The following is a 22,356-nucleotide window of genomic DNA, read 5'->3' as shown; positions in this document are numbered from 1 at the left end:
GTGGTCCTTGTCTGCACGAATCCGCGCGCAGCTCATAACGCTGGCTACAATCTGCGCGCGATAGGCGGTTACAATAGCTGTTTGTTCACAGACCGGATACGACATGCTGGCACTTGCCAAACTCCTGGCCCGGATTCCGCTGCCCGTGCTGCAGATGATCGGCGCCTTGCTTGGCTGGCTGGTCTGGGTGGCCTCACCCAGTTTTCGCCGCAAATTGCGCGGCAATTTGCGCCAGAGCGGTCTTGCACAAAATGACAGCGATTATACCCGATTATTGTACTCAAGTATCGCCGAGCACGGCCGGGGCGGGCTGGAGGTACTGGCCCACTGGATGCGCCCGCCGGCCACGCTGCTGGCGCGCACCACGCGCAGCGGCTGGGAGCATGTGGAAGCCGCACTCGCCAGCGGCCGTCCGCTGATCTTTCTCTCGCCTCACCTGGGCGCCATTGAACTGACCGGGGTATGCATCGGATCGTGGCTGCCACGAAAGCTTGCACCGCTATACCGCCCCCCCAAGCAGGCCTGGCTGGAACCGCTGATGCTGTACTCGCGCAGCCGGGGCGGCAGCACGCCGGCGCCGGCGGACGCGCGCGGCGTGCGCGTGCTGCTGAAAACGCTGAAGAGCGGCGGCATGGCCTATCTGCTGCCCGACCAGGTCCCCGGCAGCGGTGAAGGCATCTGGGCGCCCTTTTTCGGCAAGCCCGCCTACACGATGACACTGTGGGCCAGACTGGCCGAGAGCAGCAACGCCATCCTGCTGCCCTGCTACACCATCCGCACCAAACCCGGCCATTACCATTTTCATGTCCAGCCCTTCAGCGGCGAAGCAAATGGCGATCCCTTGCATGACGCCAGCCTGCTGAACCGCAATCTGGAAGACCTCATTCGCCAGGCTCCCGCGCAATACCTCTGGAGCTATAACCGCTACAAACGCCCGAGCGGCGCGCCCCGCCCGGAGGAACAGGCATGAGCCGCGCGCTGGCCGCCGCCCTGCTCTGGGTGCTCTGCATCCTGCCCATGCCGGTACTGCGCGCCCTGGGCGCCGTGCTGGGCGAGCTGCTCTACCTGCTGCTGGCGCGCCGCCGCCGCGTGGGGCTGACCAATCTGCGCCTGTGCTTCCCCGACTGGCCCGCGCGCCAGCACACCCGGGTGCTGCGCCGGCATTTTCGCGAACTGGCCTGCACGCTGCTCGCCTACGGCAAGCTCTACTGGGGCAGCGAAGCCCTGCTGCGCCGCCTGGTGCGCGTCGAAGGCGAAGAGCACCTGCTGGCCCACGCCGGCCAGCGTGCCGTCATCCTGCTGAGCCCGCATTTCATCGGCCTGGATTTCGCCGGCCTGCGCCTGGGGATCGATCATCCCGGCGCGGGGCTCTATTCATCGCAACGCGGCGTCTTTCACGCCCTGATCATGACCATTCGCCAGCGACTCGCGCGCCGCGAGCGCCTGCTGATCCGGCGCGGCGACGGCCTGCGTCCCGTTGTTAAGGCGCTGCGGCAAAAAATCCCCTTCTATTACCTGCCCGATCAGGATCTTGGCCCGAAAGAATCGGTGTTCGTCCCCTTCTTCGGCATCCCTACCGCCACAGTACCGGCGCTTTCGCGGCTGGCCAGCCTGAGCGATGCCGCGGTAATCCCCGTCATTACCCGCCTGGAGGGGCAGCATTTCGTCTGCCGCATCTTCCCGGCCTGGGATGACTTCCCCGGCAAGGACGCCCTGGCCGACGCCCGCCGCATGAACGCCTTCATCGAAGAACAGATCCTGCTCGCCCCCAGCCAGTACTGGTGGCTGCACCGAAGGTTCAAGACACGACCGGCAGGCGAGCCTTCTTTGTACTAGCCCATATCTGGCGCATCACACTGACAGACCAGCGGTACAAAAGGCCTGTTCGGTGGTCATGCGGAAAGCCCATCCCGCCCCTAGAATAGGTTTGTAGATATGCGCACACCTGTGCCGTCAGGAGCGACCCGTAATGGACAACAAACTGCCGATGCTGCAACGTGGACTTAGCTTGATTGAGTTGATGATTGTCTTGGCAATAATTGGCATTATCGCCACCATTGCCTTCGTCAGCTACCGCGAGGCAATTATCAAGCAACGCGTAGTCGCCGCTGCGGAAGAGTTTAGCAGCAAATTTGCCAGCGCAAAACTCGCGGGTAAAAGTCAAAGCAATTCAGCCATCCAGATCAGCGCACAAGTAGACAGTACCGGCTCTAATTGGTGCGTGGGTGCCGCACTGCAAGCCAGTAACTGCGATTGCTCCATAACAAGCACAGGTTCTGCGGATTACTGTCGGATGTTTAGGATGAGTAGTGCAGATGCTGACTTCGCAGGAGTAAATATGGCACTGCCATTAAACCCCGACAACACTCAACTCGATGGCTTGCAGTTCGATCCGTTTCGTAGTGGCACCAACCATAGTGCATCGGTCTTATTCATGGCCAAGGCCGAAAATGGTAACAACACAGGCACTACAGCCTGTTGGAACGGCGGCGCATGGAGCACGTGCTCTTATACTGGAAAACAGCAATCCGTCGTCGCTATCAGCGAATCTGGAAGCATCAAGGTAACCCACTAGGACATTGCCATGAAAACCCCTCTGCACCCAAACGGTTTCACCCTGATCGAGCTAATGGTTGCTGTAGCAATGGGCATGCTTGTCCTTATGGCCTTAGGCACCATGCTTAGCGATCAAATTCGAAGCAGCCAAGATACACGCAGAGCCATTGCACTCAACCAAGACATGAGAGAAGCGATGGATTTGGTAGTCAGTGATTTGCGCCGAGCCGGCTACTTTGCCGGCTCAGCAAGCGCCCCAACTGCAGCCAGCCCTTATTACAACATCAGTGGCTTTAATGGGAAGGCCTTGAATACCGGAACAATTTCACCACAGAGCCTCACTCGAAATTCTAACACCAGCTCAGCAGCGACTAGCAACACCAATTGCATTCTCTATGGTTATGATCGCGACAATGATCACCTGAATCCAGGCACGGCAGCCGCCGACAAAAACCGCTTTGGTTTTGCCCTCCGCAACGGTGTACTGATGATTCATCGCGGCGGGAATAGCGCACATAATTGCACAGCAGACAATTCCACAGGCACAGGTCTGTCGTCCGAATGGGAAGCACTGACGGACCCAACCCGAATGACAATCACTTCATTGCATTTTGTTGTCAGCTCCAGTATCAGCCCTAGCCCTGCGGTTGCAGGTAACCCCGTGATTTGCAGCTGGCAAGTTCAAATATCAATGATGGCGGAACACCCCAGAGCACCCAGTGTGCAAAAGAACATGATCGAAACAGTCAAGCTGCGCAATAGTCAGCGCAAGAACGCCCCATCTTCGTCAACCGCAGCAAGTTGTTCTTGAGGTACCAATCATGAGAACCATCAATTTTCGGCAGCGCGGCGCATTTACTCTGATTGCAGCGGTTCTTTCTCTGGTACTTACCAGTCTGGTTCTGGTCTATGTCCATCGCACCAGCCTCACCGAAATCTCCATGGTTCGACAGATGAACCGCGTGGAAATAGCCAGGGAAGCGGCAGAAGCTGGCAGTGAAACCATGCTGGCTTTGCTTAATGCAAGCCAGGCGTCTTACGTATCCGGCTGGAGCGCCTCCAGCGCTGCCAAAGCACAAATGCTGGCAACCATTGACAATAATGCCGCAGGTGCAATCGTCACCTACGTTGCAAGTTCTGCGGTAAGCAGTGGCAATGATCGCCGCTATGGCTCGATTTACGAGGTTCGGGTTTGCCGCTCTGGCGCCTCGTTGACAACCCCCTGTTCACTAACACCAACAGCTACAGCAAGCTCCGTCGATGCAAGCTCGCTGATCAGAATTGAAGCGATCGGATATACGAACTGCTCGGATCTGACCGCCTCAGCAACTTGCAGCGTTACCGCACAGAATGTCAGCCTGGTCGGCAAGAGCGCCCTTTTCAGAAGCTTCCCGTCCGACGCCATTTTGGCAGTCGGAAATGTTTCGCTTGGCGGCTCCACCTGTGTGGAAAACAGCTCGGGAAGCGGCTACGCCGTTCACGCCGGATTGGATTTGACCAATTCACCAAATAACTGGCAGGGGCAAAATTGCTACTCAACCAATGGCAAGGGCACATATGGCAGTGGATTTGACCGGGATGGCGGGCTTGCGACCATGCAGGGCACACCTGGTGCCGACCCAACCACCAGTCCCGGCAGCTTTCCGCTGTTTGAGTATTTGTATGGGGTCGACTCTCAGACTCTTTACAACAGCTCAAGCACAACCAAGATGGGCAATCAGTTTCCTACCGAAGCCCAAGCCAACAATACCAGCAACGGCCCGGTTTTCTGGTCAACAGGCACGTTCTCAGTAAACGGCAATAATACGTATGGCTCCCCAGAAAACCCTGTTGTGCTCGTCGTCAACGGGACTTTGAGTCTCAATGGGAATGTAACAATTTATGGCATTGTTCATGTGATCGGCTCCGTCAGCATCAGTGGCAACCTGACCGTTGAGGGGACCCTCGTGAACGATGGCTCAACCGCTTTTGGCAATGGCAACAATAAGGTTCGTTACAACCCTGATATTTTCAACAACCTTAACCGTAAAGCTGACGGCTACGCCCGCGCCGCCGGCTCCTGGCGCGACTGGTAAGGAGAGTCATCATGAAACAATCCATTGCTCGGCAGGCCGGGATCAGCCTGATAGAAATCATGGTCAGTGTGGCCATACTGGCCACCGGAATGCTGGCTTTAGCCAAACTGCATGCAGTAATGCTCGGCATGGCGGGGCAGAGCAAATCGCAATCCGAGGCGCTATTGTTGGCCAAGGAGCGAATTGAAGAACTGCGCCAAACTGTTCCCGCATGCGATACGTCCACCACCGAATCGAAAAGCGACATCTATGGCTCCAATGCCAGCGGCATCGCAGAGAATTACGTTCGCAGCACCAGCATTACCTGTCCGGAAAACACAGCGCTGCGCCGGGCAAGCGTAGCCGTCAACTGGACCGATAGATTTGGTGCATCTCAATCCATAAACCTGATATCGTTTCTGGGGACCGTGGCACCGAAAAATGCACTCGATCTTGCAGCGGGAGATCCAACCGGTGGAAAGAGGGTTGGCCCGAGCACCAATATTGAAGATTGGAAATCTGGCACCAACTACCGCAAAGATGCAATTGTAACGCACCCCAATGACCAAGGCGTCAAGGAACAATGGATCTGCACTGGCTGCGACAGCAATGGCGGCACAACCAGCAACACAAACAATCAGCCGGTGGATGGCTCACCAATCTGGGTAAAGGTTAGATATTATGTCGATGGTATCGTGCGCTGGGAAAATGATGGCGCTGTTCATGGTCAATGCACACTGAATACCACCCCCACAAACCAGAATGGCGTCAAATGCAGCCTTGACACCATTTCAGGCTTAACCGTAAGGGTTGAATGCAGTTCAGCAACACAATATGCCGATTGCGCAGCGGTCACGGAACAAGGACAGACCAAATACTATCGATACAGTGGCAAATATATTCTCTGGGGCGAATATTCCTGTGCAATTGCCAACAACAGCGTCACTTTGATTGCCGAATGTTTCAAGGCACAAGGCGGCAATTTGAACTCAGTGGGAAGCGACAGTGAAACCGTTCCGCAGTCCGCGGCAGTAGATGATGATTCCGACGTCAGCACCCCTCCTGTCAAGGCAAACACTAACCTGATCGTCGGCACGAATGCAGGCTCCGACCCTGGCACCGACTGCTCGCCGACACGCCCTGACTGGACCGGGACGGTAAACTACAACAGCAAAACACAAGTCTGCTACCTTGGGAAAATTTACGTCGCTGTGCAAACACACACTTCGGCCTTTATCTACCCGCCGACCACCTTGCTGGGAACACACTGGGAAGAGGTAGTGCCGTGCACGACCAGCGATCCACGCTGGGCAACCAGCACGGCATATGCGAACGCTGCCCGTGTCTGTTATGAAAACAGCAACAATACCAACTTCACGGGCGTGATTTACTTTGCCAAACAGGCTCACACATCCAGCAACAATGACAATAACAACAGCAATAGTCCGGCTGGCAACAGCAGCTTGTGGAAGGTGGGATGCGTTTCACCCTCCAGCTTCTCAGTACTTAACGCAGGCGTCTGCCATGGTGACACCACGGTAACGCCAACACCATCACCCACGCCTGCAGTAACATGTGCGGCAGCAAGCCCGACTTGGACAGTAGGTAGCTCGACCTGCAGCGGATCAGTGGCGGCAGGCTCTGTGAATGATACTCGCACAGCAAATTCAACCGGTGCATTCACAGGCACAGCAAGCTTCACATGCTCGGCAAGTAACACTTGGACCGTCAATCAGGGTACAGCTTCTTGCACTCAAGTAACCTGTTCGTCTCAAACAAAGGACTGGACAGTGGGCGGAAAAACCTGCAGCGGAACAGTTGCCAGTGGCCTTTATAACTCAACCAACTCCGTAACAGCAACAGCTCCAAATACTGGAAACGCTAGCTTCACATGTTCGGCACAAGATGTCTGGACATTAAATTCTGGCAGCACGTGCGCTTATCAAACCTGCTATGCAACTGGGTACAACAATGGGACGACGTACTCATTAAATGCCCAAGTTAGCTATAGCGGAAAGAATTACAGAAGCTTGCAAAATGGCAACAAAGGAAATAGGCCAGACCAAAATCCAAGCTGGTGGTCTGATCAGGGAGCATGCCAATAGGCTTGTGACTGCAGCCTGCCGCAACCATCGACGGGCTGCAGTTATCGCTTCACCAGCAAGGTCAGCCCGTCACCCACCGGCAAGAGGCAGCACTCGACGCGCTCGTCATCACGCAGGTTGCGATTGAGCTGCCGCACCACACGCACGCCGGCCGGCTCGCCGGGCTCCGGACTCACGACACGGCCGCCAAGCAGCATATTGTCGAGAACGATCAACCCGCCCTGGCGCACCAGTTGCAGGCCGCGTTCGTAATAAGCCGGATAGGCAGGCTTGTCCGCATCAATGAACAGACAGTCAAACGTACCAGCCAAGCCCTCAGCCAGCAATGCGTCCAGCGACTTCAGGGCATCCTGCAAACGCAACTCGATACGATCATCAACCCCCGCCTTGTGCCAGTAGGCCCTGGCAATCCGCGTGAATTCTTCGCTGGCGTCACAAGCCACGACCTGACTGCCCTCGCCCATGGCGAGTGCAGCTGTCAGCGAGCTGTAACCTGTGAACACACCTACTTCGAGATAACGGCGCGCGCCGATCAGGCGCAGCAGCAGCGTCAACAACGCGCCCTGCTCCGGGGCAAGCTGCATTTTGGCCAGACGATGCGACGCGGTTTCCGCACGCAATTCAGCCAGAATGGGCGATTCGCGCAGGGTATTGCTGCGCAGGTAGTCTTCCAGCAGATCGGTAATTGCCAGGGTAGATCGGCTCATGGCTAGTCCAGAACGGCAAAGCGCCCGAGTATACTGAGCCGAATCAGACTTCGGTAGCGTCCCGCCATGCTGCAGGAGGCGACTGCAGACGAATCTTGCTCAGCTGCAGCTGATATTCAAGCTGCTTGATGCGCTGCTGATTGCGCTTGCTGATGCGAAAACTGGTGCCATCCCTGGCGAACTGCTCGGCTTGCAAGGCCTGCAGTTTCTTGTAGCGGGCCAGCGCCCCGGCATAATCACCCTCTTCAACCAGCAAGCCGGCCAGCAGCTCTTCAATCTGGATTTGCAGGCTCGCCAGATTGCCGGCCTCCTGCAACTGGGCGGCCTGCTTCAGACTGGCGCTGGCCTTGCCATTCTCACCGCGTGCCAGATACAAGCGCCCCAGCGCAAGCAGATCGTTAACCTGCCCCCAATGGCTGTCATGCCGGTGATGGATTTCAAAGGCACGCAGCAAAAAAGCCTCGGCGCGATCCAGCTCGCCGGCCTCAAAGAGCAGCAGCCCCTGATAAGCAGCGATTTCCCCCTCCCAGACCGGATTCACGATGCGATGACGAGCCATCAGATTGATGGCCGAGGCGATGGCTTCATGCGCAGCCTCGCCCTCATGCAGGCGGTAGTAATCGGCCGACAGGTTGATCTCGATTTCACACAGCAGGGGGTAATTACCCAGGGACTGGGCGAGTTCCAGCGCCAGCAGGTGAAATTTGCGGGCATTATGAAAATCATCAAAGACAAAATAGACCTTGCCAATCCCGACATAGGCCTGGGCGCAGCGCTCGTAATCGGCAAGCTCGCTGGCTTCCTCGAGCACCTTCAGCCACACTTCGAGCGCCCGGAAATAAGCGCCGGCCGAATAATGAATCTGGCCTTCAAACAGCAGCAGCGCAGGCACTTCCGTGCTCATGCCTTCCTTGCCGGCATGCCGGACCGCATCCCCGAGGCTTTTCAGCGCTTGCTGGTAGTCAAAAAGATGGTAGTGAATCCGGGCCAGCAGTTGCAGCAGCTGCAACAGGGTCGATTTGTCCAGCTGAGGGCGCACACGCAGGATGAGGCGCCGGACTTCCTGCGCCAACTCCGGGCTGGGCTTGCGCTCATTTGCCAGCAGCGCTGCTACTTGCCCGGCGATGTCCTCGGGCAATGCGGAGGTCATCATGGCGCCTCCCCGGCAAGGCAGACACGGTTGCGGCCCCCGCGTTTCGCGGCATACAGGGCCTGATCAATGCGCTGCAGCCAGTCAGCCACCGTTTCATCGGCCTGCAGTTGCCCGACGCCAATACTGACGGTCACCGCGAGGCCGGGTTGCAACGCTGCCCAGTCCAGTTTGGGCAATGCCGTACAGATGCGCTCCGCGATCTTGCTCGCCACCTCGATGGCCACGCCTGGCAGGAAAAGCAGGAACTCCTCGCCGCCAAAACGCACCAGCAAGTCACCATCCCGACACTGGGCAAGAAAAAGCTTGCAACCCATTTGCAGAACCTGATCACCAAGCAAATGAGAATGCTGATCGTTGATCTGCTTGAAATGATCGAAATCGAGCAGCAGCGCACTGATTGGCGAGAGCGATTGCTGAGCGTGGGCAATCAGCTGCGGCACGCGTTCATCCATCACCCGGCGATTGTAGGCACCAGTCAAGCCATCCTGATAAGCCGCACTTTCCAGCCAGGCGAGTCGCTTGCGCCCGGCATCGGATTGCCTGCGCAACTGGCTGATTTCCATTTCCGAGCCCAGCAGCTTGAGCCGCATTTCAATATGATGCAGGCGCCGCGCCGAGAGGCTCTGCAATTGCCGGCTGGAATCCTGTTGCGCCAGTTGCAGAAAGTGTGTGTGGTAACCGATGTGATGCATGACCGCACGCGCATGATCGCCCAGGGCTTCATAGGACTGATACAACTGCTCATGCATCTGCATCAGCAGGTTTCCGGCATTGAAACGCTCTGCGAGCTCGACCCCCTGCAGCAAGAAATGGTTTGCCGCCTCATGCTCGCCAAGCTGCAATTTGAGCTTGCCCAGTCCCAGCAGATTGACCGCCTGCCCCCAGAACAATCCTGCCGCCAGATTGATCCGGTGCGCCGCCAGCAGATGTCGTTCCGCCTCGCGGGTATCGCCCTTGCTCGCAGCAATATTGCCCAGATAGGCATAAATTTCCGCCTGCCAGTTTTGGCGACGCGGCAAGACCAGCGATTGTTCCGCACGCAGCAACATGCCGATTGCCAGCTCATGCTGCTGCAATTTGATCAGGTCTGCCGCCAGATGCAGAAAGGCCTTGCAACGAATGTCGGGGTCATCGACAAATGGGGCAAATTCAACCGCCAGCGCGTGATAGTGAAATGCCGTCTGATGATCGTCGTGAATGACATACAGATTACCCAGACCGTTCAAGGCTTCGATGCAAAGATCGCCAGCATCAATGACAAGCGCAAGCTCCAGACTATCGGCCCACGAAGTAAATGCCTTGCGCGCATTGCCCAGCATCTGCTGGCAATTCGCCAGGGCGTCATGACATTCGGCCTGCAGCCTCGGCTCGTCCAGCTGCCGCGCCAGACGCAAAGCCTTGCGCAACAGGGACAAGGCCTCTTTGGGGCTGACCAGTATCCACAGAGAGCGCCCCCACCAGAGCAAGCCTTGTGCTTCACCCGCCACATAGCCACAGTCGAGCGACTTTTGCACCGCAGTTTTGGCCACATCAAGCGTGACGGCACAATCAAGCGCATACATCTCGCGGGCTCTCGCAAGAAGCGCATCAATGTCGGCGTAATCTGATCCTGTATTCATGGCTCGGATATGCGTGCTGATACAGGCAGTGTATGCCACTGCGATTGTTGCGGCCGGATAAAACCCGGACTATTGATTGAGCTGCCGCAGAAGCTCACGCAACACATCAGGGTCGGAAGCTTCCAGCATCTGGCCTATCACGGCCTGCTGATGCTGCAGGTCGGCACCCAGCAATTGCTGCTTAACCTTCAGCAACTGGATGGGCAGCATCGAAAAACGCCTGAGGCCCAGCCCCAGCAACAGTCGGGTCAGCTGCGGGTCCCCGGCCATTTCGCCGCACATGGAAACCGGCTTGCCCACACGATCAGCCGTTGAAATGATATGCCGCAGCAATTGCATGACGGCCGGGTGCAAGGGATCGTAAAGATGTGACACCGCGTCGTCGTTGCGATCCACGGCCAGCGAATACTGAATCAGGTCATTCGTGCCGATCGAAATGAAATCGAGATGCTCAAGGAAATGCGCGACGGCCACTGCGGCAGCGGGCACCTCGATCATGCCGCCAAGCTCGATCTGCTCATCAAAGGGCAGCCCTTCTTCACGCAGCTGGGTTTTGACCTCTTCCAGGTGGCGGCGAGTCTGTCTGACTTCGGCGATGTGTGACAGCATGGGCAACAGCAGCTTGATCTTGCCGTGCGCCGAAGCACGCAGCAAGGCGCGCAGCTGGGTACGAAACAGCTGCGGCTCGGCCATGCACAGCCGAATGCCCGTCAGGCCGAGCGCCGGATTGGGGGCATCGCTTTCTTCCTGCCATTTCGGAATCTTGTCCTTGCCAAGATCCAGCGTGCGAATGATGACCGGCTGCCCCTGCATGGCTTCGGCCACCTGACGATAGGCCTGATACTGCTCTTCTTCGGTGGGAAGATCGTCTTCACGCAGGAACAGGAATTCCGAACGGAACAGCCCCACGCCAGCCGCACCATTTTGCAGCGACAGCTCGCAGTCTTCCGGCAGCTCGATATTGGCGAACAGCTCGACATCAACCCCGTCTGCCGTGATGGCCGGGCGGCTGCGGATATCCTGCAGCGCCAGTTGCTTGACCTGCCAGTCCTGCTGGCGGGCACGGTATTCGGCAAGGATGCTTTCGTCCGGATCGACAATCACCACGCCATGGATGCCGTCGACGATGATCAGCTCATCCTCGTCAATCAGCTCGCGGGCATGGCGCAGTGCCAGCACAGAGGGCAAATCCAGGCTGCGCGCCAGGATGGCGGTGTGGGAGGTCGGGCCGCCAACATCGGTAATGAAAGCCAGATAGGCCGTATCCTTGAACAACACCATATCGGCCGGGCTGAGGTCGTGTGCGACCAGAATGGTGTTTTCACCCGCCGAAACCGGGGTGTGGCTGGATGCATCGTAACCGGCCAGCGCCTTGAAAATGCGCTGCGCCACCTGCTCGACATCCGAGCGACGCTCGCGCAGGTATTCTTCCTCGATCTCGTCGAACTGGGCGAGCAGGATTTCCAGCTGCTGACTGAGCGCCCACTCGGCATTGCAGCGCTGGGTTTCGATGATCTGGCGCGGCTCGCGCGACAGCGTATGGTCGTTGAGCAGCATGATGTGCAGCGACAGGAAGGCGCCCAGTTCTGCCGGCGCATTTTCCGGAATGCTGCCCCACAGCGTTTCCATGTCCTTGCGGGTCGTGCGGATGGCCTCATCGAAGCGGGCCTGCTCGCGCGGAACCTCCTCCGGCGTCAGCTGGTAATGCACAACCTCGATGTCGGCATGCGTCACCAGATGGGCGCGCCCGATGGCTATGCCCCCCCCGATTCCGATTCCATGCAAGGTAATACTCATACCCCTTCTCCTCCTGCGCGGCACGCCGGATCTGCTGCCCGGACTATGCACCAATTCGTGAGGGCCTGTTCAGGCTGCTGCAACAGCCTGCGCCCCGTTTTCACGGCAAAACCGGGAAAAACGCATGAATAGCCAATACAACCGTTACGTTTACAGGGCGCTGCCTGCGCCGAAGACAAGCCGGCGCTTGCTGCCGGTGGAGATACCGGCCATTTCAATCACCCTGTCATTCGCCTTCGCCGAAGCGGTCGGCCACCAGTCCCGTCAATGCCTCCAGCGCGGCATTCTCGTCCGGGCCATTGAATGTTTCGATCAGGATGCGGCTGCCCTTGCCGGCGGCGAGCATCATGACCCCCATGATGGATTTGGCATTCACCCGCTTCTGGTTGCGGCTGATCCAGACTTCACACTGGAACTGGCTGGCCAGCTGGGTAAATTTGCTTGATGCCCGGGCATGCAAACCCAGCTTGTTGATGATTTCGACTTCCTGCTGCGGCATTACATCAATTCCTGTGCTTATTCCAGGGGCGTCGGGGGCAGCATGTAAAGCACGCCCTCCAGACCACCCGTCAAGGCCTTGCTGACCACAATTTCCAGCGGCTGATGCCCATAGGTCAGCGCGCGCACCAGCATGGGCAGATTCACGCCAGCCACCGACTCGACACGCCCCGGCACGATCAGGCGGTTGGCCACATTGGACGGCGTACCGCCGAAAATATCGGTCAGCAGCAATACGCCGCTGCCATCATCCAGCTCGGTGATCAATGCCTGCGCACGGCTGACGATCTCGTCCGGATCGTCGGCCTTGCTCACGGCGAGCTGTTTCAACTGTGGCAATGGCCGTCCCATGATGTGCTGGGCGCAGGTAATCAGCGCTTCTCCCAGTGCATAATGAGTCACGATAATGATTCCAACCATTCCCTTCCCTTCCGGCGTTAGCCAATTGTTCGGCTTGGTGGACATACGATTTCGAGGATTGCATTCATACCGGACCAGGCCCGATGCGAAGCGCGCGGCAGACTGCAGAATTTGATTGCGTGTCAGCCAAAACGCCAGCCACGCAATGAATCGCCTGCAGCGGCCGCAAAACCGGAGTCAACAAAGCACAATCATCATATCGTCATTTGCCGGCAATATGATGACAAACCACAAGTCCAGAGGTGGAAAAAACACACCTGCCGGACATGTTCAATCACGACAAATTAGCAAGCCGCTCCGGCTTGTTCAGCCAGTGAATCCGCTTGCTCATGCCTGCCGACAAATGCGCATCACCCCGCGCATCGAGCAAGAGATAATCCGTCACGCCAAAGCGCCGGGCATAAAACGCGGCGGTGGCCGTGCCGCCGATAAACAGCGGCTTGCCCAGCACGTCGGAAATGACGCCGGCCTGCACTGACGCCGGCGCAATCACTGTCACCGCCATCATGCCGCGCGCCGGCTCGCCGAGCCGCGGGTCGATCAGATGCGAATAGCGCTGGCCGTCCAGCTCGAAAAAACGCTGGTAATCGCCCGATGTGGCAATCGCCTCGCCATCGGCCAGCGCCACGCTCGCCATGGCGGAAGGCTCGCGCGGGTGCTGGATGCCCACCCGCCAGGGCTCGCTGCCCTTGCGACCCAGCGCCAGCACATTGCCGCCAAAATTCAGCAGCGCGTTGCGCACACCGGCCCGGCGCAACTCCCGCGCAGCCCAGTCCAGCGCCCAGCCTTTGGCGAAACCGCCCAGATCGATCGCCACCGCCGGGTTGCGGCTGCTGACACGCTCGCCGCGCAGATCAAGGTCATCGAGCGAGGGGCGTGCCGCCAGCAATTGCGCCAGCGCTTGCGGATCGGGGCGCCGTGGGGCGAATTCATCGCGGTGAAATCCCCAGGCAGCGACCAGTTGCCCCAGCGCCGGGTTGAAAAGTCCGTCGCTGCGCGTGGCCATATCCTGCGCCAGACGCAGCTGCCCCAGCAATTCGGCATCCACCGTATAGGCCTCGCCACGGGCAATCGCCGCATTGAGCCGGGTGAGTTCCGAGGGTTGCCAGGCGTGCAGGCGCGCGTGCAGGCGATCGAGCCCGCCGAGCACGGCGGCGATCTGCTTGTGCGCCTGCGCTTCGTCATCGCCGTAAATGCTGATCTGCACCCGCGTGCCGAACACATAGCTTTCCTGCTGGTAGACCTGCGGCTTGCCGCAGCCGGCCAGCAAGAGCGCCAGGCAGGCCAGAACGATCAGGCGCATTTTGTCTCTTGCACTGCCTCTAGCACGGCAGCCTCCAGTGCATCGATGAAGAGCCCGGCAACATCGATGCCGGATTGCGCGCTGATTTCCTGGAAGCAGGTCGGGCTGGTGACATTCACCTCGGTCAGATGTTCGCCGATGATGTCGAGCCCCACCAGCAACAGGCCCTGCGCGGCCAGCCGCGGGCCCAGGCTCTCGGCGATCTCGCGGTCGCGCACGGACAGGGGCCGGGCCACGCCAGTGCCACCGGCGGCCAGATTGCCGCGCGTCTCGCCCGCTTGCGGGATGCGTGCCAGACACCAGTCGACCGGCTTGCCGTTGATCAGCAGTACGCGCTTGTCGCCGTCCTTGATTGCCGGCAGATAGCGCTGCGCCATGATGGTACGCCGGCCATTGTCGCTCAGCGTTTCCAGGATGCTGCCCAGATTGGGGTCGGCGGGCGTCACGCGGAAAATCCCCGTGCCACCCATGCCGTCGAGCGGCTTGACGATCACGTCACCCTGCTCCCGCACAAATTCGCGGACTTGCGCCATGTCCTGGCTGACCAGCGTCGGCGCGGTGAATTCGGGAAAACGCAGGATGGCCAGTTTTTCATTGAAGTCGCGCAGCGCCTGCCCGCTGTTGAACACGCGCGCGCCCTGCATTTCGGCGAGCGTGAACAGCTGTGTCGCATAGTAATACTGTTGGTCGAATGGCGGGTCGGTGCGCATAATTACCGCGTCGATGTCGCGCAGCGCCACGGCTTGCGCCGCTCCGGATGCAAACCAGTGCTGGTATTCCTGCGTCGCGGTGAAGCGCAGCGCATGCGCCTGCGCCGTAACGACGCCGTCCTGCACCGCCAGCTCGCGTGCCTCGCACGTCAGCAGCTCGTGCCCGCGCGCGGCCGCCTCGCGCAACATGGCGTAGGTCGAATCCTTGTGGATCTTGAAGCCGGCCAGCGGGTCGGCGACAAACAGAATGCGCATGATGCGGCTCCTTCCAAATCATTCGGGCAGCCCGGTGAGGAGCCGCAAATCGGTCACCATCGTCATGGTGCAAAGGCTGGCCATCGGTCAGGCGGAACGACCTCGAAGCCAAATAGCAAGACAAGGGTATCAGGCTGCAGCCTTTTCCATTAAAAGGCTACAGAGCAATACCCATAAGACATTACCCTGAAACCTTCAGCAGGACCACGCCGGCGACAATCAGCACCGCCCCGGCCATGCGCCCGGCGCTCGCGGCGTCGCCAAAGAACAGCACACCGATCGCAAAGGTGCCCGCAGCGCCAATGCCGGTCCACACCGCATAGGCCGTGCCGATCGGAATATGCCGCTGCGCCAGCCACAGCAGCACACCACTCAGGCTCATGCAGGCAATCGCCACGCTAATCCACAACAGCTTGTTGCCGGTGGTTTGCGAGAGCTTGAAGCCCAGCGGCCAGCCGATTTCGAACACGGCCGCCGCCAGCAGCGCCAGCCAGGCCTGCAGCGTGACGCTCACGGCTCGCTGCCCTCTTCCAGCTCCAGCGCGCCGGCGAGCAAGGCCAGCCGCGCCACGACGCCGTAGGCGTAGAAGCGGTTGGCCTCGCAATCGGGCGAGCCGTCGCAATCGGGCGTGGTCAAGGGCGAGGCGAAGGCCAGCGGCACGAAGTGCATGCCCGGCGCGTTGAGGTTTTCGTCGACGCCACGCCCGGTGTGCACGCGGTAGAAACCACCGATCACGAAGCGGTCGAGCATGTAGACGACCGGCTCGGCGACCGCGGCATGAATGTTCTCGAAGGTCGGTACGCCTTCCTGCACGATCACGTCGCGCACCTCCAGCCCTTCCTTCACCACCGACATCTTGTTGCGCTGCTTGCGGTTGAGCCCCACCAGCTCGGCGCCGGACTTCACGCTCATCACACCCATGCCGTAAGTGCCGGCATTGGCCTTGACGATGACAAAGGGCTCCTGATCGATGCCGTGCTCGGCGTATTTGCTGCGGATTTTGGCTATCATTCCGTCCACCGTCGCGGCGAGTTTTTCCTCGCCCTCGCGCGCATGGAAATCCAGCCCGTCGACGTGTTCGAAGTAGGGATTGATCACCCAGGGATCGATGCCGATCAGCTCGGCGAATTCGGCGACGACACGGTCATAGGCGGCAAAGTGCGTCGTCTTGCGGCGCACCGCCCAGCCGGCGTGCAGCGGCGGCAACAGCGTCTGCTCCAGCCCCTGCAGGATGTCGGGAATGCCGGCCGAGAGGTCGTTGTTCAGCAGCACCACGCAGGGCGAGAAACCCGCCACGCCGACCCGCCTGCCCTCGCGCACCACCGGCTCCAGCGTCAGGTGGCCACCGTCGGGCAGCTCCAGCTCGGTCGGCGCGGTGATTTCCGGGTTCAGGCTGCCCACACGAACGACCATGCCGGCCTGGCGCAGGATCTTGGCCAGCGCGGCGACGTTCTGCAGGTAAAAGAGATTGCGCGTGTGGTTTTCGGGAATCAGCAGGATGCGCCGCGCGTCCGGACAGTAGCCTTCCAGCGCCATCATCGCCGCCTGCACGGCCAGCGGATGGAACTCGGGGTTCAGATTGTTGAAGCCCCCCGGAAACAGGTTCATATCCACCGGCGCGAGCTTGTAGCCGGCGTTGCGCAGGTCGACCGAGCCGTAGAACGGCGGCGTGTGCTCCTGCCACTGGTTGCGGAACCAGTGTTCGATTTCCGGCTGCGCCGCCAGAATCTTGCGCTCCAGATCGAGCAGGGGGCCTTTCAGGGCCGTGGTCAGATGGGGCACGCTCATGAACGCTCCAGGGCTTGGTCAATCGAGAACACATGGCGTCGCTATCGGGAAATTCAATCCCCCCACCACGGTGTGGCAATCATCGGGCACCAGACTCGCTCCCGGCGCGGGCATTTTCCAGCTGCGCCGGCACGTCCTACCGCCGGCAGCGGCCCGATGTGCAGCGACGGAGGATTGATTCGGGCTAGAATATCCAGATTATCGAATGACTTTTTCGATTTCACTGGATAAGCCGATATGAAATTCACCCTGCGCCAGTTACAGGTTTTCGTCGCCGTCGCCCGGCGCGGCAGCGTCTCGCGCGCCGCCGAAGACCTGGGACTGTCGCAATCGGCGACCAGCACGGCGCTGGGCGAGCTGGAAAGGCAGTACCAGTGCCAGCTGTTCGACCGCGTCGGCAAGGCGCTGCGCCTCAATGAACTGGGCCTGCAGCTGCAGCCGCGCGCCACCGCGCTGCTTGACCAGGCGGGCGAAATTGAGACCCTCCTGGTCGGGCAGGAGGCTTGCGGCGCGCTGGCGATCGGCGCGACGCTGACCATCGGCAACTACCTCGCGACGCTGCTGATCGGCAATTACATGCAACGCCACCCGGCCAGCCATGTGCGCCTGTCGGTGCACAATACCGCCACCATCGTGCAGCAGGTCGCGCGTTTCGAGCTGGACCTGGGGCTGATCGAGGGCGACTGCCAGCATCCCGAGCTGGAAGTGCAGCCGTGGATCAGCGACGAGCTGGTGGTGTTCTGCGGGCCCGACCATCCGCTCGCCGCCAAGGGCAGCGCCAGCATCGACGAGCTGCTGCGCGAGGCCTGGATCGTGCGCGAGCCCGGCTCCGGCACGCGCGACACCTTCAACCAGGCCATGCGCCACCACCTCTCGCAACTGAACATCCGCCTGGAGCTGGAACACACCGAGGCGATCAAGCGCGCCGTCGAGTCGGGGCTGGGCATCGGCTGCATCTCGCAACTGGCGCTGCGCGAAGCTTTCCGGCGCGGCAGCCTGGTGCCGCTGGCCACGCCCGAGCTGGATCTGGCACGGCAGTTCCATTTCCTGTGGCACCGGCAGAAATTCCAGACCGCCGGCATGCGCGAATTCCTCAAGGACTGCCGCGCCTTCACCGGCAGCGCCCGCAACAGCCAGGAACTCGCCCTGCCCTACATACCCTGACAGGCATTGCCGCACAAGCAATCTAGGCAATGCGCCAGACGTCAATACCCCCCAAAAAATCCGCCACAACAACAGCGTGATGCGGATACAGCCTGCGTAAGGAGGAGATGTCCCCCCTCCCTGCTGCATGCTGGCTGCATCGTGCCGCCGGGCATCCCCGGCATCAGTTTTCAGGGCCACAGGCGCTGAAAATCTTGCTTCCTGAAGGAATAGACATTCGCCGCCTTGCCTAAGCGTACCAAGCCTGTGTGCCCGGCGCCGCTACCCTTACCCCGCCCGGGTATGCGACACTTCGGAGACTTTGGCCAGCGGCATGGCCAGCAGACGGTTGCCCTCCGGCGCCAACCAGCGCGGGAGCCCGATCACAGCCAAGCCGTCAGCCGCACGATTACCCGTAGTTTTGTTCATCATTTGCCCCCGGCCAGGCCGGGAAAACGGATCGCCGGCGTTTTGCAAGCGCCTGCCAGCCCGCAACAAGGTAGCTACCATGACCCGTATCCTGTTTGTTGAAGACGACCCCGAGCTTTCCGAACTGATCAGCGGCTTTTTGCGCTCCTTTGAATTCACCGTCGATGTCCAGGCCGATGGCAGCCAGCTGCTTGACAGCGTGCGCGACAATCCGCCCGACCTGCTGCTGCTCGACATCATGCTGCCAGGCAAGGATGGCCTGACGCTGTGCCGCGAACTGCGCGAATTCTGGGGCGGGCCCATCGTGCTGCTGACCTCGCTCAACAGCGACATGAACCAGATTCTCGGCTTCGAAATCGGCGCGACCGATTATGTGGTCAAGACCACGCCGCCCTCGGTGCTGCTGGCGCGCATCCGCGCCCACCTGCGCAGCGCCAGCACGCAACCGGTCGGCGCACAGGCCGCCGGCAGCCCGGCCGGCGAGCGCACCACGCTGAACTTTGGCAAGCTGCAGATCGACGCCCGCAACCGTACCGCCACCTACCATGGCGAACCGCTGGGCCTGTCGACCGGTGACTTTGACCTCTTGTGGGAACTGGCCAGCCACGCCGGCGACATCCTCTCGCGCGATCATCTGCTGAAGGAATTGCGCGGCATCGAATACGACGGGCTGGATCGCAGCATCGATGTGGCGGTCTCGCGCCTGCGCAAGAAACTGGACGACGACCCGAACGAGCCGCGCAAGATCAAGACGATACGCCACAAGGGGTATCTGTTCGCAACCGATATCTGGTGGCAAGAATAGGGCCATACCCACACACCCATAAAAGAACGGGGAGCCTGCTTGCTCCCCGTTTTGCCACCAGACCCGGATCGCCACCATGCGCCAGCTCTTCCTGCGCTTCTACCTCACCGTCGTTGTCTGCTTCCTGATTTCCGCCACGCTGATCGGCGGCGTCTACAAGCAGCTGCTCGAACGCACCAACCAGCGCTACCTCACCGACATCTTCCAGACCACGGTGACCATCATCGAGGAAGAACTGGGCGATCTGCCACGCTCGATCTGGCACGACGAGGCAGCGCGGCTGCGCGGCAAGCTGCCGGTGCCGGTCGAGATCGAAAGCATCGACACCTATCGCCTGTCGCCGGAGAACAAGCAGGTACTGCTCAACGGCGGCATCATTCTGCTGGCTGACCGCGAGCTCTACATCCACCGCATCCACCAGACCGAACTGATGGTGGTACTGGGGCCGATTCCCTATCTGTCGCGCATGGACAGCCTGTCCTGGGTGGACTGGCTGGCGCTGGGACTGATGTGTCTGGCGCTGGGCATTCCCACCTGGCTGTGGCTGCGCCCCTTCTGGCGCGATGTGCTGGTACTGGTGCGGCAAAGCCGCCGGCTGGGCAGTGGCGATTTCACCTCGCGCGTGAAGCTCGACGACAGCTCGGCGCTGGCGCCGCTGGGGCTGACCTTCAACCGCATGGCCAATGACATCCAGACGCTGACCGCCTCGCGGCGCGCCATGCTCGACGCCGTCTCGCACGACCTGCGCACGCCGCTGTCGCGCATCCGCTACCGCCTGGAAGCACTGAAAGCCGGCGCCGGGCTGGATGCCCAGGCCAGCGCCATCGAGCGCGACCTGGGCCAGATCGACCGGCTGCTCGAAGAATGGCTGACCATGTCCACGCTGGACCGCGCGCAGCTGCGGCTGAACCTGTCCTTGCAGGACATCCTGGCCCAGCTCGGGCTGTTGTGCAGCGAATTTGCCCAGCAGCACAATCCGCAGCCGGTGCTCGACAATCTGACCGGGCTGGCGACGCCACTACTGGAATATGACAGCTATTACCTGGGGCGCGCGGTGACCAATCTGCTGTCCAATGCCCAGCGCTACGGCGGCGACAACATCGCCGTGACCCTGGAATGGGTCGAAGGGGTGGCGCAGATTCATGTGGATGACAATGGCCCCGGCATCCCCGACCATGCCCGCGAACGCCTGCTGCAACCCTTTGAGCGCCTCGAAAACAGCCGCAATCTCGCCACCGGCGGCTTTGGCCTGGGGCTTTCCATCGTGGCCATGATCATGCGTGGCCACAATGGCGAAATCCGCATCGAAACCTCGCCGCTGGGTGGCGCGCGCATCACGCTGGCCTGGCCGACACCCCTGGTGGATGGTAGTGAGGGCGACTGATACTACGTCTTTCCACTACATTCAGTTACGACTCGCTACGCAAGCACGACAGTAGGCTCCCATCAGCAAGACCATAATCCGCTCCGTCCAAGACCCAACCGTTTATCGGAGTTAATTCATGAAGCTGCTGTCCGTTCTCGTTGCTGCCCTGTTCGTAACCGTTGGCGCCCACGCCGCTACCGCTTCCAGCGCTTCCGCCGTCGTCAAGGCTGAAAAGACCGCCAAGAAGGCTTCCGTTGCCTCCAAGGCTTCGGCTGCACAAAAGGCCCAGGCCAAGAAGGCTTCTGCCGCTTCCGCAGCTTCCAAGGCTTCCGCTGCCCAGAAGGCTCAAGCCAAGAAGGCTTCCGCCGCTTCCGTAGCATCCAAGGCATCCGCCGCCCAGAAGGCTCAGGCCAAGAAGGCTTCCGCCGCTTCCGTAGCATCCAAGGCATCCGCTGCCCAGAAGGCTCAAGCCAAGAAGGCTTCCGCCGCTTCCGTAGCATCCAAGGCTTCCGCTGCCCAGAAGGCTCAGGCCAAGAAGGCTTCCGCCGCTTCCGTAGCTTCCAAGGCTTCCGCTGCCAAGTAATCCGGCCGGCCTGCTCTGCTGTACCATCAAAAACGGGACTTCGGTCCCGTTTTTGCATTCCGGAATCGCCATGCTCCGCCATCTGCCAGTTTTTCTAGCCATCGCTGCCGCCGCGGGCCTGTTTCTCGGGCTGCTGTGGTGCCGCGACCAGGCCCATCCACCTCGACCGCCTGTCGTAGCCCCTGCGCACCCCAGCCCCGCACCAACACCGGCGGTTGCCGATGATGTCGCTCGCCAGCGACTGGCCTTGTTCTTTGGCAGGGATGACCGCCAGTTCATCGCCGCGCCTTATCCGCAGCCTTACGCCGCCATCGGTCGCCTGGAAACGGCAGCGGGCAGCACGTGCACGGCCACGCTGGTTGGCGAAAACCTGGCCGTGACGGCCGCCCACTGCTTTCTGATGGAGGCCGATCGCCTCGACCCGGGCCGCTGGTTTTACGCGGGCTATCACCGGGGCAAGTATCAGGCCCGTTACCGCGTGCTGGAGCAGGTCTTTCCACCGCGCTTTCGCCGTGGCCTGCGCTATCAGGGGGACGATGTCTATATCGAGCCGGAAGCGGCCGCTTACGACATTGCCTGGCTAAAACTGGAAAAAGCAGAGGGTATAGCTCCAGAACCCTTGCCCATAATGGGCAAAAACATGGATACCCTTAAAAGAACACTAAAGGCAACCGCGCAGCGCATTACGCAGGCCGGTTATGCCGAAGACCATGACACGCAATTGACCAGCCACCGCCACTGCCGCATTACCGAGCTGCGCGAAAATCGCACGCTCTTTCACCAGTGCGACACGCTGGCCGGCGACTCGGGATCGCCGCTGTTTGTCGAGACGGCCGAGGGTCCACGGCTGATTGCCGTGCAAAGCTCGGCGCCAGACTGGTTCAACCGCGGCCTCGCCGATAATGTTGCGGTGACCGTCCTGCAGCTCCCCAAGCCACCGCAGTAAGCATCAAGCCCCAGGGCGCGGCGACCGGTCACCGGCGCGCTTTGTGACAGTCTGTCCGCACGATACAAGTCCGGCCGCGCTTCGGATTACAATGACCGATTCTGATTGATTGCCGGGAA

General features: G+C 60.2%; 23 protein-coding genes. 12 read left to right on the top strand and 11 right to left on the bottom strand.

The genetic code is table 11. The features are described from left to right. Positions 1-103 precede the first annotated feature (103 nt). The 6 genes from C515_RS0117265 (at position 104) to C515_RS23810 (ending at position 6,715) form a co-directional block, all read left to right on the top strand. Positions 104-970: a lysophospholipid acyltransferase family protein gene (locus C515_RS0117265; RefSeq protein WP_028456518.1), complete on the top strand. Its 867-nt coding sequence runs from the start codon at positions 104-106 to the stop codon at positions 968-970. Beyond that, positions 967-1,836, top strand: coding sequence for a lysophospholipid acyltransferase family protein (locus C515_RS0117260; RefSeq protein WP_028456517.1), 870 nt, complete (start codon positions 967-969; stop codon positions 1,834-1,836). Before C515_RS0117265 ends, C515_RS0117260 begins: the two co-directional genes overlap by 4 nt. A 133-nt stretch (positions 1,837-1,969) precedes the next feature. Then, the gene (locus C515_RS24705) at positions 1,970-2,575 is read left to right on the top strand and encodes a pilus assembly FimT family protein (protein WP_051305061.1); all 606 of its coding nucleotides are present in this window, start codon (positions 1,970-1,972) and stop codon (positions 2,573-2,575) included. 9 nt (positions 2,576-2,584) lie between these two features. Then, the gene (locus C515_RS23320) at positions 2,585-3,367 is read left to right on the top strand and encodes a prepilin-type N-terminal cleavage/methylation domain-containing protein (protein ID WP_081687040.1); all 783 of its coding nucleotides are present in this window, start codon (positions 2,585-2,587) and stop codon (positions 3,365-3,367) included. Between the two features lie 10 nt (positions 3,368-3,377). Further along, positions 3,378-4,631, top strand: coding sequence for a DUF8470 domain-containing protein (locus C515_RS23815; RefSeq protein ID WP_144290528.1), 1,254 nt, complete (start codon positions 3,378-3,380; stop codon positions 4,629-4,631). Positions 4,632-4,642: 11 nt separating this feature from the next. Further along, a complete protein-coding gene (locus C515_RS23810) occupies positions 4,643-6,715 on the top strand; it encodes a prepilin-type N-terminal cleavage/methylation domain-containing protein (RefSeq protein ID WP_144290527.1) in 2,073 nt (690 codons plus the stop codon). Between the two features lie 41 nt (positions 6,716-6,756). On the opposite strand, the gene C515_RS0117235 is transcribed toward C515_RS23810, so the two are convergent. Genes C515_RS0117235 through C515_RS24155 form a run of 3 tightly spaced genes read right to left on the bottom strand, consistent with a single transcriptional unit; the run spans position 6,757 to position 9,624 of the window. After that, positions 6,757-7,422, bottom strand: coding sequence for a class I SAM-dependent methyltransferase (locus tag C515_RS0117235; protein WP_028456514.1), 666 nt, complete (start codon positions 7,420-7,422; stop codon positions 6,757-6,759). A gap of 43 nt (positions 7,423-7,465) precedes the next feature. After that, on the bottom strand, positions 7,466-8,575 hold the full coding sequence (locus C515_RS0117230; protein WP_144290526.1) for a tetratricopeptide repeat protein: 1,110 nt from the start codon (positions 8,573-8,575) through the stop codon (positions 7,466-7,468). Beyond that, on the bottom strand, positions 8,572-9,624 hold the full coding sequence (locus C515_RS24155; protein WP_158380866.1) for a GGDEF domain-containing protein: 1,053 nt from the start codon (positions 9,622-9,624) through the stop codon (positions 8,572-8,574). Before C515_RS24155 ends, C515_RS0117230 begins: the two co-directional genes overlap by 4 nt. A 15-nt stretch (positions 9,625-9,639) precedes the next feature. Between C515_RS24155 and C515_RS24150 the strand changes: the two genes are divergently transcribed. After that, positions 9,640-10,182, top strand: a complete 543-nt coding sequence (locus tag C515_RS24150; RefSeq protein ID WP_158380865.1) for a hypothetical protein — start codon at positions 9,640-9,642, stop codon at positions 10,180-10,182. Between the two features lie 81 nt (positions 10,183-10,263). Here C515_RS24150 and ptsP read toward each other — a convergent pair whose 3' ends face one another. The 7 genes from ptsP to gshA all read right to left on the bottom strand — a co-directional run bounded on the left by ptsP (position 10,264) and on the right by gshA (position 16,965). Further along, on the bottom strand, positions 10,264-11,991 hold the full coding sequence (gene ptsP, locus C515_RS0117220; protein WP_028456511.1) for a phosphoenolpyruvate--protein phosphotransferase: 1,728 nt from the start codon (positions 11,989-11,991) through the stop codon (positions 10,264-10,266). A 226-nt stretch (positions 11,992-12,217) separates the two neighbouring features. Then, positions 12,218-12,490: an HPr family phosphocarrier protein gene (locus C515_RS0117215; protein ID WP_028456510.1), complete on the bottom strand. Its 273-nt coding sequence runs from the start codon at positions 12,488-12,490 to the stop codon at positions 12,218-12,220. Positions 12,491-12,507: 17 nt separating this feature from the next. Next, positions 12,508-12,909, bottom strand: coding sequence for a PTS sugar transporter subunit IIA (locus C515_RS0117210; protein WP_028456509.1), 402 nt, complete (start codon positions 12,907-12,909; stop codon positions 12,508-12,510). Positions 12,910-13,183: 274 nt separating this feature from the next. Then, the gene (locus tag C515_RS0117205; protein WP_028456508.1) at positions 13,184-14,212 is read right to left on the bottom strand and encodes an FAD:protein FMN transferase; all 1,029 of its coding nucleotides are present in this window, start codon (positions 14,210-14,212) and stop codon (positions 13,184-13,186) included. Continuing rightward, positions 14,203-15,177 (bottom strand): glutathione synthase, encoded by a 975-nt coding sequence (gene gshB / locus C515_RS21780; RefSeq protein WP_043650232.1) that lies wholly within the window; start codon positions 15,175-15,177, stop codon positions 14,203-14,205. Before gshB ends, C515_RS0117205 begins: the two co-directional genes overlap by 10 nt. A 181-nt stretch (positions 15,178-15,358) precedes the next feature. Further along, positions 15,359-15,691, bottom strand: a complete 333-nt coding sequence (locus C515_RS0117195; protein WP_245575057.1) for a DMT family transporter — start codon at positions 15,689-15,691, stop codon at positions 15,359-15,361. Next, positions 15,688-16,965: a glutamate--cysteine ligase gene (gene gshA, locus C515_RS0117190; RefSeq protein ID WP_028456506.1), complete on the bottom strand. Its 1,278-nt coding sequence runs from the start codon at positions 16,963-16,965 to the stop codon at positions 15,688-15,690. Before gshA ends, C515_RS0117195 begins: the two co-directional genes overlap by 4 nt. A 237-nt stretch (positions 16,966-17,202) precedes the next feature. Between gshA and C515_RS0117185 the strand changes: the two genes are divergently transcribed. Continuing rightward, on the top strand, positions 17,203-18,129 hold the full coding sequence (locus tag C515_RS0117185; protein ID WP_028456505.1) for a LysR family transcriptional regulator: 927 nt from the start codon (positions 17,203-17,205) through the stop codon (positions 18,127-18,129). A gap of 267 nt (positions 18,130-18,396) precedes the next feature. On the opposite strand, the gene C515_RS0117180 is transcribed toward C515_RS0117185, so the two are convergent. Beyond that, positions 18,397-18,618: a hypothetical protein gene (locus C515_RS0117180; protein WP_028456504.1), complete on the bottom strand. Its 222-nt coding sequence runs from the start codon at positions 18,616-18,618 to the stop codon at positions 18,397-18,399. Between C515_RS0117180 and rstA the strand changes: the two genes are divergently transcribed. The 4 genes from rstA to C515_RS21770 all read left to right on the top strand — a co-directional run bounded on the left by rstA (position 18,617) and on the right by C515_RS21770 (position 22,237). Then, complete coding sequence (rstA, locus tag C515_RS0117175) at positions 18,617-19,342, top strand: two-component system response regulator RstA (protein ID WP_028456503.1); 726 nt, start codon at positions 18,617-18,619, stop codon at positions 19,340-19,342. The two genes, C515_RS0117180 and rstA, sit on opposite strands and share 2 nt — an antisense overlap. A 76-nt stretch (positions 19,343-19,418) precedes the next feature. After that, positions 19,419-20,726 carry an ATP-binding protein gene (locus tag C515_RS0117170; RefSeq protein WP_028456502.1) on the top strand — a complete coding sequence of 436 codons (1,308 nt, stop codon included), beginning with the start codon at positions 19,419-19,421 and terminating at the stop codon, positions 20,724-20,726. Positions 20,727-20,844: 118 nt separating this feature from the next. Further along, positions 20,845-21,291 carry a hypothetical protein gene (locus C515_RS24145; protein ID WP_051305060.1) on the top strand — a complete coding sequence of 149 codons (447 nt, stop codon included), beginning with the start codon at positions 20,845-20,847 and terminating at the stop codon, positions 21,289-21,291. Positions 21,292-21,361: 70 nt separating this feature from the next. Continuing rightward, the gene (locus C515_RS21770; protein ID WP_081687037.1) at positions 21,362-22,237 is read left to right on the top strand and encodes a trypsin-like serine peptidase; all 876 of its coding nucleotides are present in this window, start codon (positions 21,362-21,364) and stop codon (positions 22,235-22,237) included. Positions 22,238-22,356: the final 119 nt, after the last annotated feature.

Source organism: Chitinilyticum litopenaei DSM 21440 (assembly GCF_000428145.1).
GTDB classification, from domain to species: Bacteria; Pseudomonadota; Gammaproteobacteria; order Burkholderiales; family Chitinibacteraceae; genus Chitinilyticum; species Chitinilyticum litopenaei.
The sequence above is the reverse complement of the archived record's forward strand: the minus strand, read 5'-3'. Positions and strand labels throughout refer to the sequence as shown.

Coding starts and splice junctions, on each gene's coding strand:
- C515_RS0117265 (WP_028456518.1), top strand. CDS start 104: ATGCTGGCACTTGCCAAACTCCTGGCCCGGATTCCGCTGCCCGTGCTG.
- C515_RS0117260 (WP_028456517.1), top strand. CDS start 967: ATGAGCCGCGCGCTGGCCGCCGCCCTGCTCTGGGTGCTCTGCATCCTG.
- C515_RS24705 (WP_051305061.1), top strand. CDS start 1,970: ATGGACAACAAACTGCCGATGCTGCAACGTGGACTTAGCTTGATTGAG.
- C515_RS23320 (WP_081687040.1), top strand. CDS start 2,585: ATGAAAACCCCTCTGCACCCAAACGGTTTCACCCTGATCGAGCTAATG.
- C515_RS23815 (WP_144290528.1), top strand. CDS start 3,378: ATGAGAACCATCAATTTTCGGCAGCGCGGCGCATTTACTCTGATTGCA.
- C515_RS23810 (WP_144290527.1), top strand. CDS start 4,643: ATGAAACAATCCATTGCTCGGCAGGCCGGGATCAGCCTGATAGAAATC.
- C515_RS0117235 (WP_028456514.1), bottom strand. CDS start 7,422: ATGAGCCGATCTACCCTGGCAATTACCGATCTGCTGGAAGACTACCTG.
- C515_RS0117230 (WP_144290526.1), bottom strand. CDS start 8,575: ATGATGACCTCCGCATTGCCCGAGGACATCGCCGGGCAAGTAGCAGCG.
- C515_RS24155 (WP_158380866.1), bottom strand. CDS start 9,624: ATGTTGCTGCGTGCGGAACAATCGCTGGTCTTGCCGCGTCGCCAAAAC.
- C515_RS24150 (WP_158380865.1), top strand. CDS start 9,640: ATGCTGCTGCAATTTGATCAGGTCTGCCGCCAGATGCAGAAAGGCCTT.
- ptsP (WP_028456511.1), bottom strand. CDS start 11,991: ATGAGTATTACCTTGCATGGAATCGGAATCGGGGGGGGCATAGCCATC.
- C515_RS0117215 (WP_028456510.1), bottom strand. CDS start 12,490: ATGCCGCAGCAGGAAGTCGAAATCATCAACAAGCTGGGTTTGCATGCC.
- C515_RS0117210 (WP_028456509.1), bottom strand. CDS start 12,909: ATGGTTGGAATCATTATCGTGACTCATTATGCACTGGGAGAAGCGCTG.
- C515_RS0117205 (WP_028456508.1), bottom strand. CDS start 14,212: ATGCGCCTGATCGTTCTGGCCTGCCTGGCGCTCTTGCTGGCCGGCTGC.
- gshB (WP_043650232.1), bottom strand. CDS start 15,177: ATGCGCATTCTGTTTGTCGCCGACCCGCTGGCCGGCTTCAAGATCCAC.
- gshA (WP_028456506.1), bottom strand. CDS start 16,965: ATGAGCGTGCCCCATCTGACCACGGCCCTGAAAGGCCCCCTGCTCGAT.
- C515_RS0117185 (WP_028456505.1), top strand. CDS start 17,203: ATGAAATTCACCCTGCGCCAGTTACAGGTTTTCGTCGCCGTCGCCCGG.
- rstA (WP_028456503.1), top strand. CDS start 18,617: ATGACCCGTATCCTGTTTGTTGAAGACGACCCCGAGCTTTCCGAACTG.
- C515_RS0117180 (WP_028456504.1), bottom strand. CDS start 18,618: ATGGTAGCTACCTTGTTGCGGGCTGGCAGGCGCTTGCAAAACGCCGGC.
- C515_RS0117170 (WP_028456502.1), top strand. CDS start 19,419: ATGCGCCAGCTCTTCCTGCGCTTCTACCTCACCGTCGTTGTCTGCTTC.
- C515_RS24145 (WP_051305060.1), top strand. CDS start 20,845: ATGAAGCTGCTGTCCGTTCTCGTTGCTGCCCTGTTCGTAACCGTTGGC.
- C515_RS21770 (WP_081687037.1), top strand. CDS start 21,362: ATGCTCCGCCATCTGCCAGTTTTTCTAGCCATCGCTGCCGCCGCGGGC.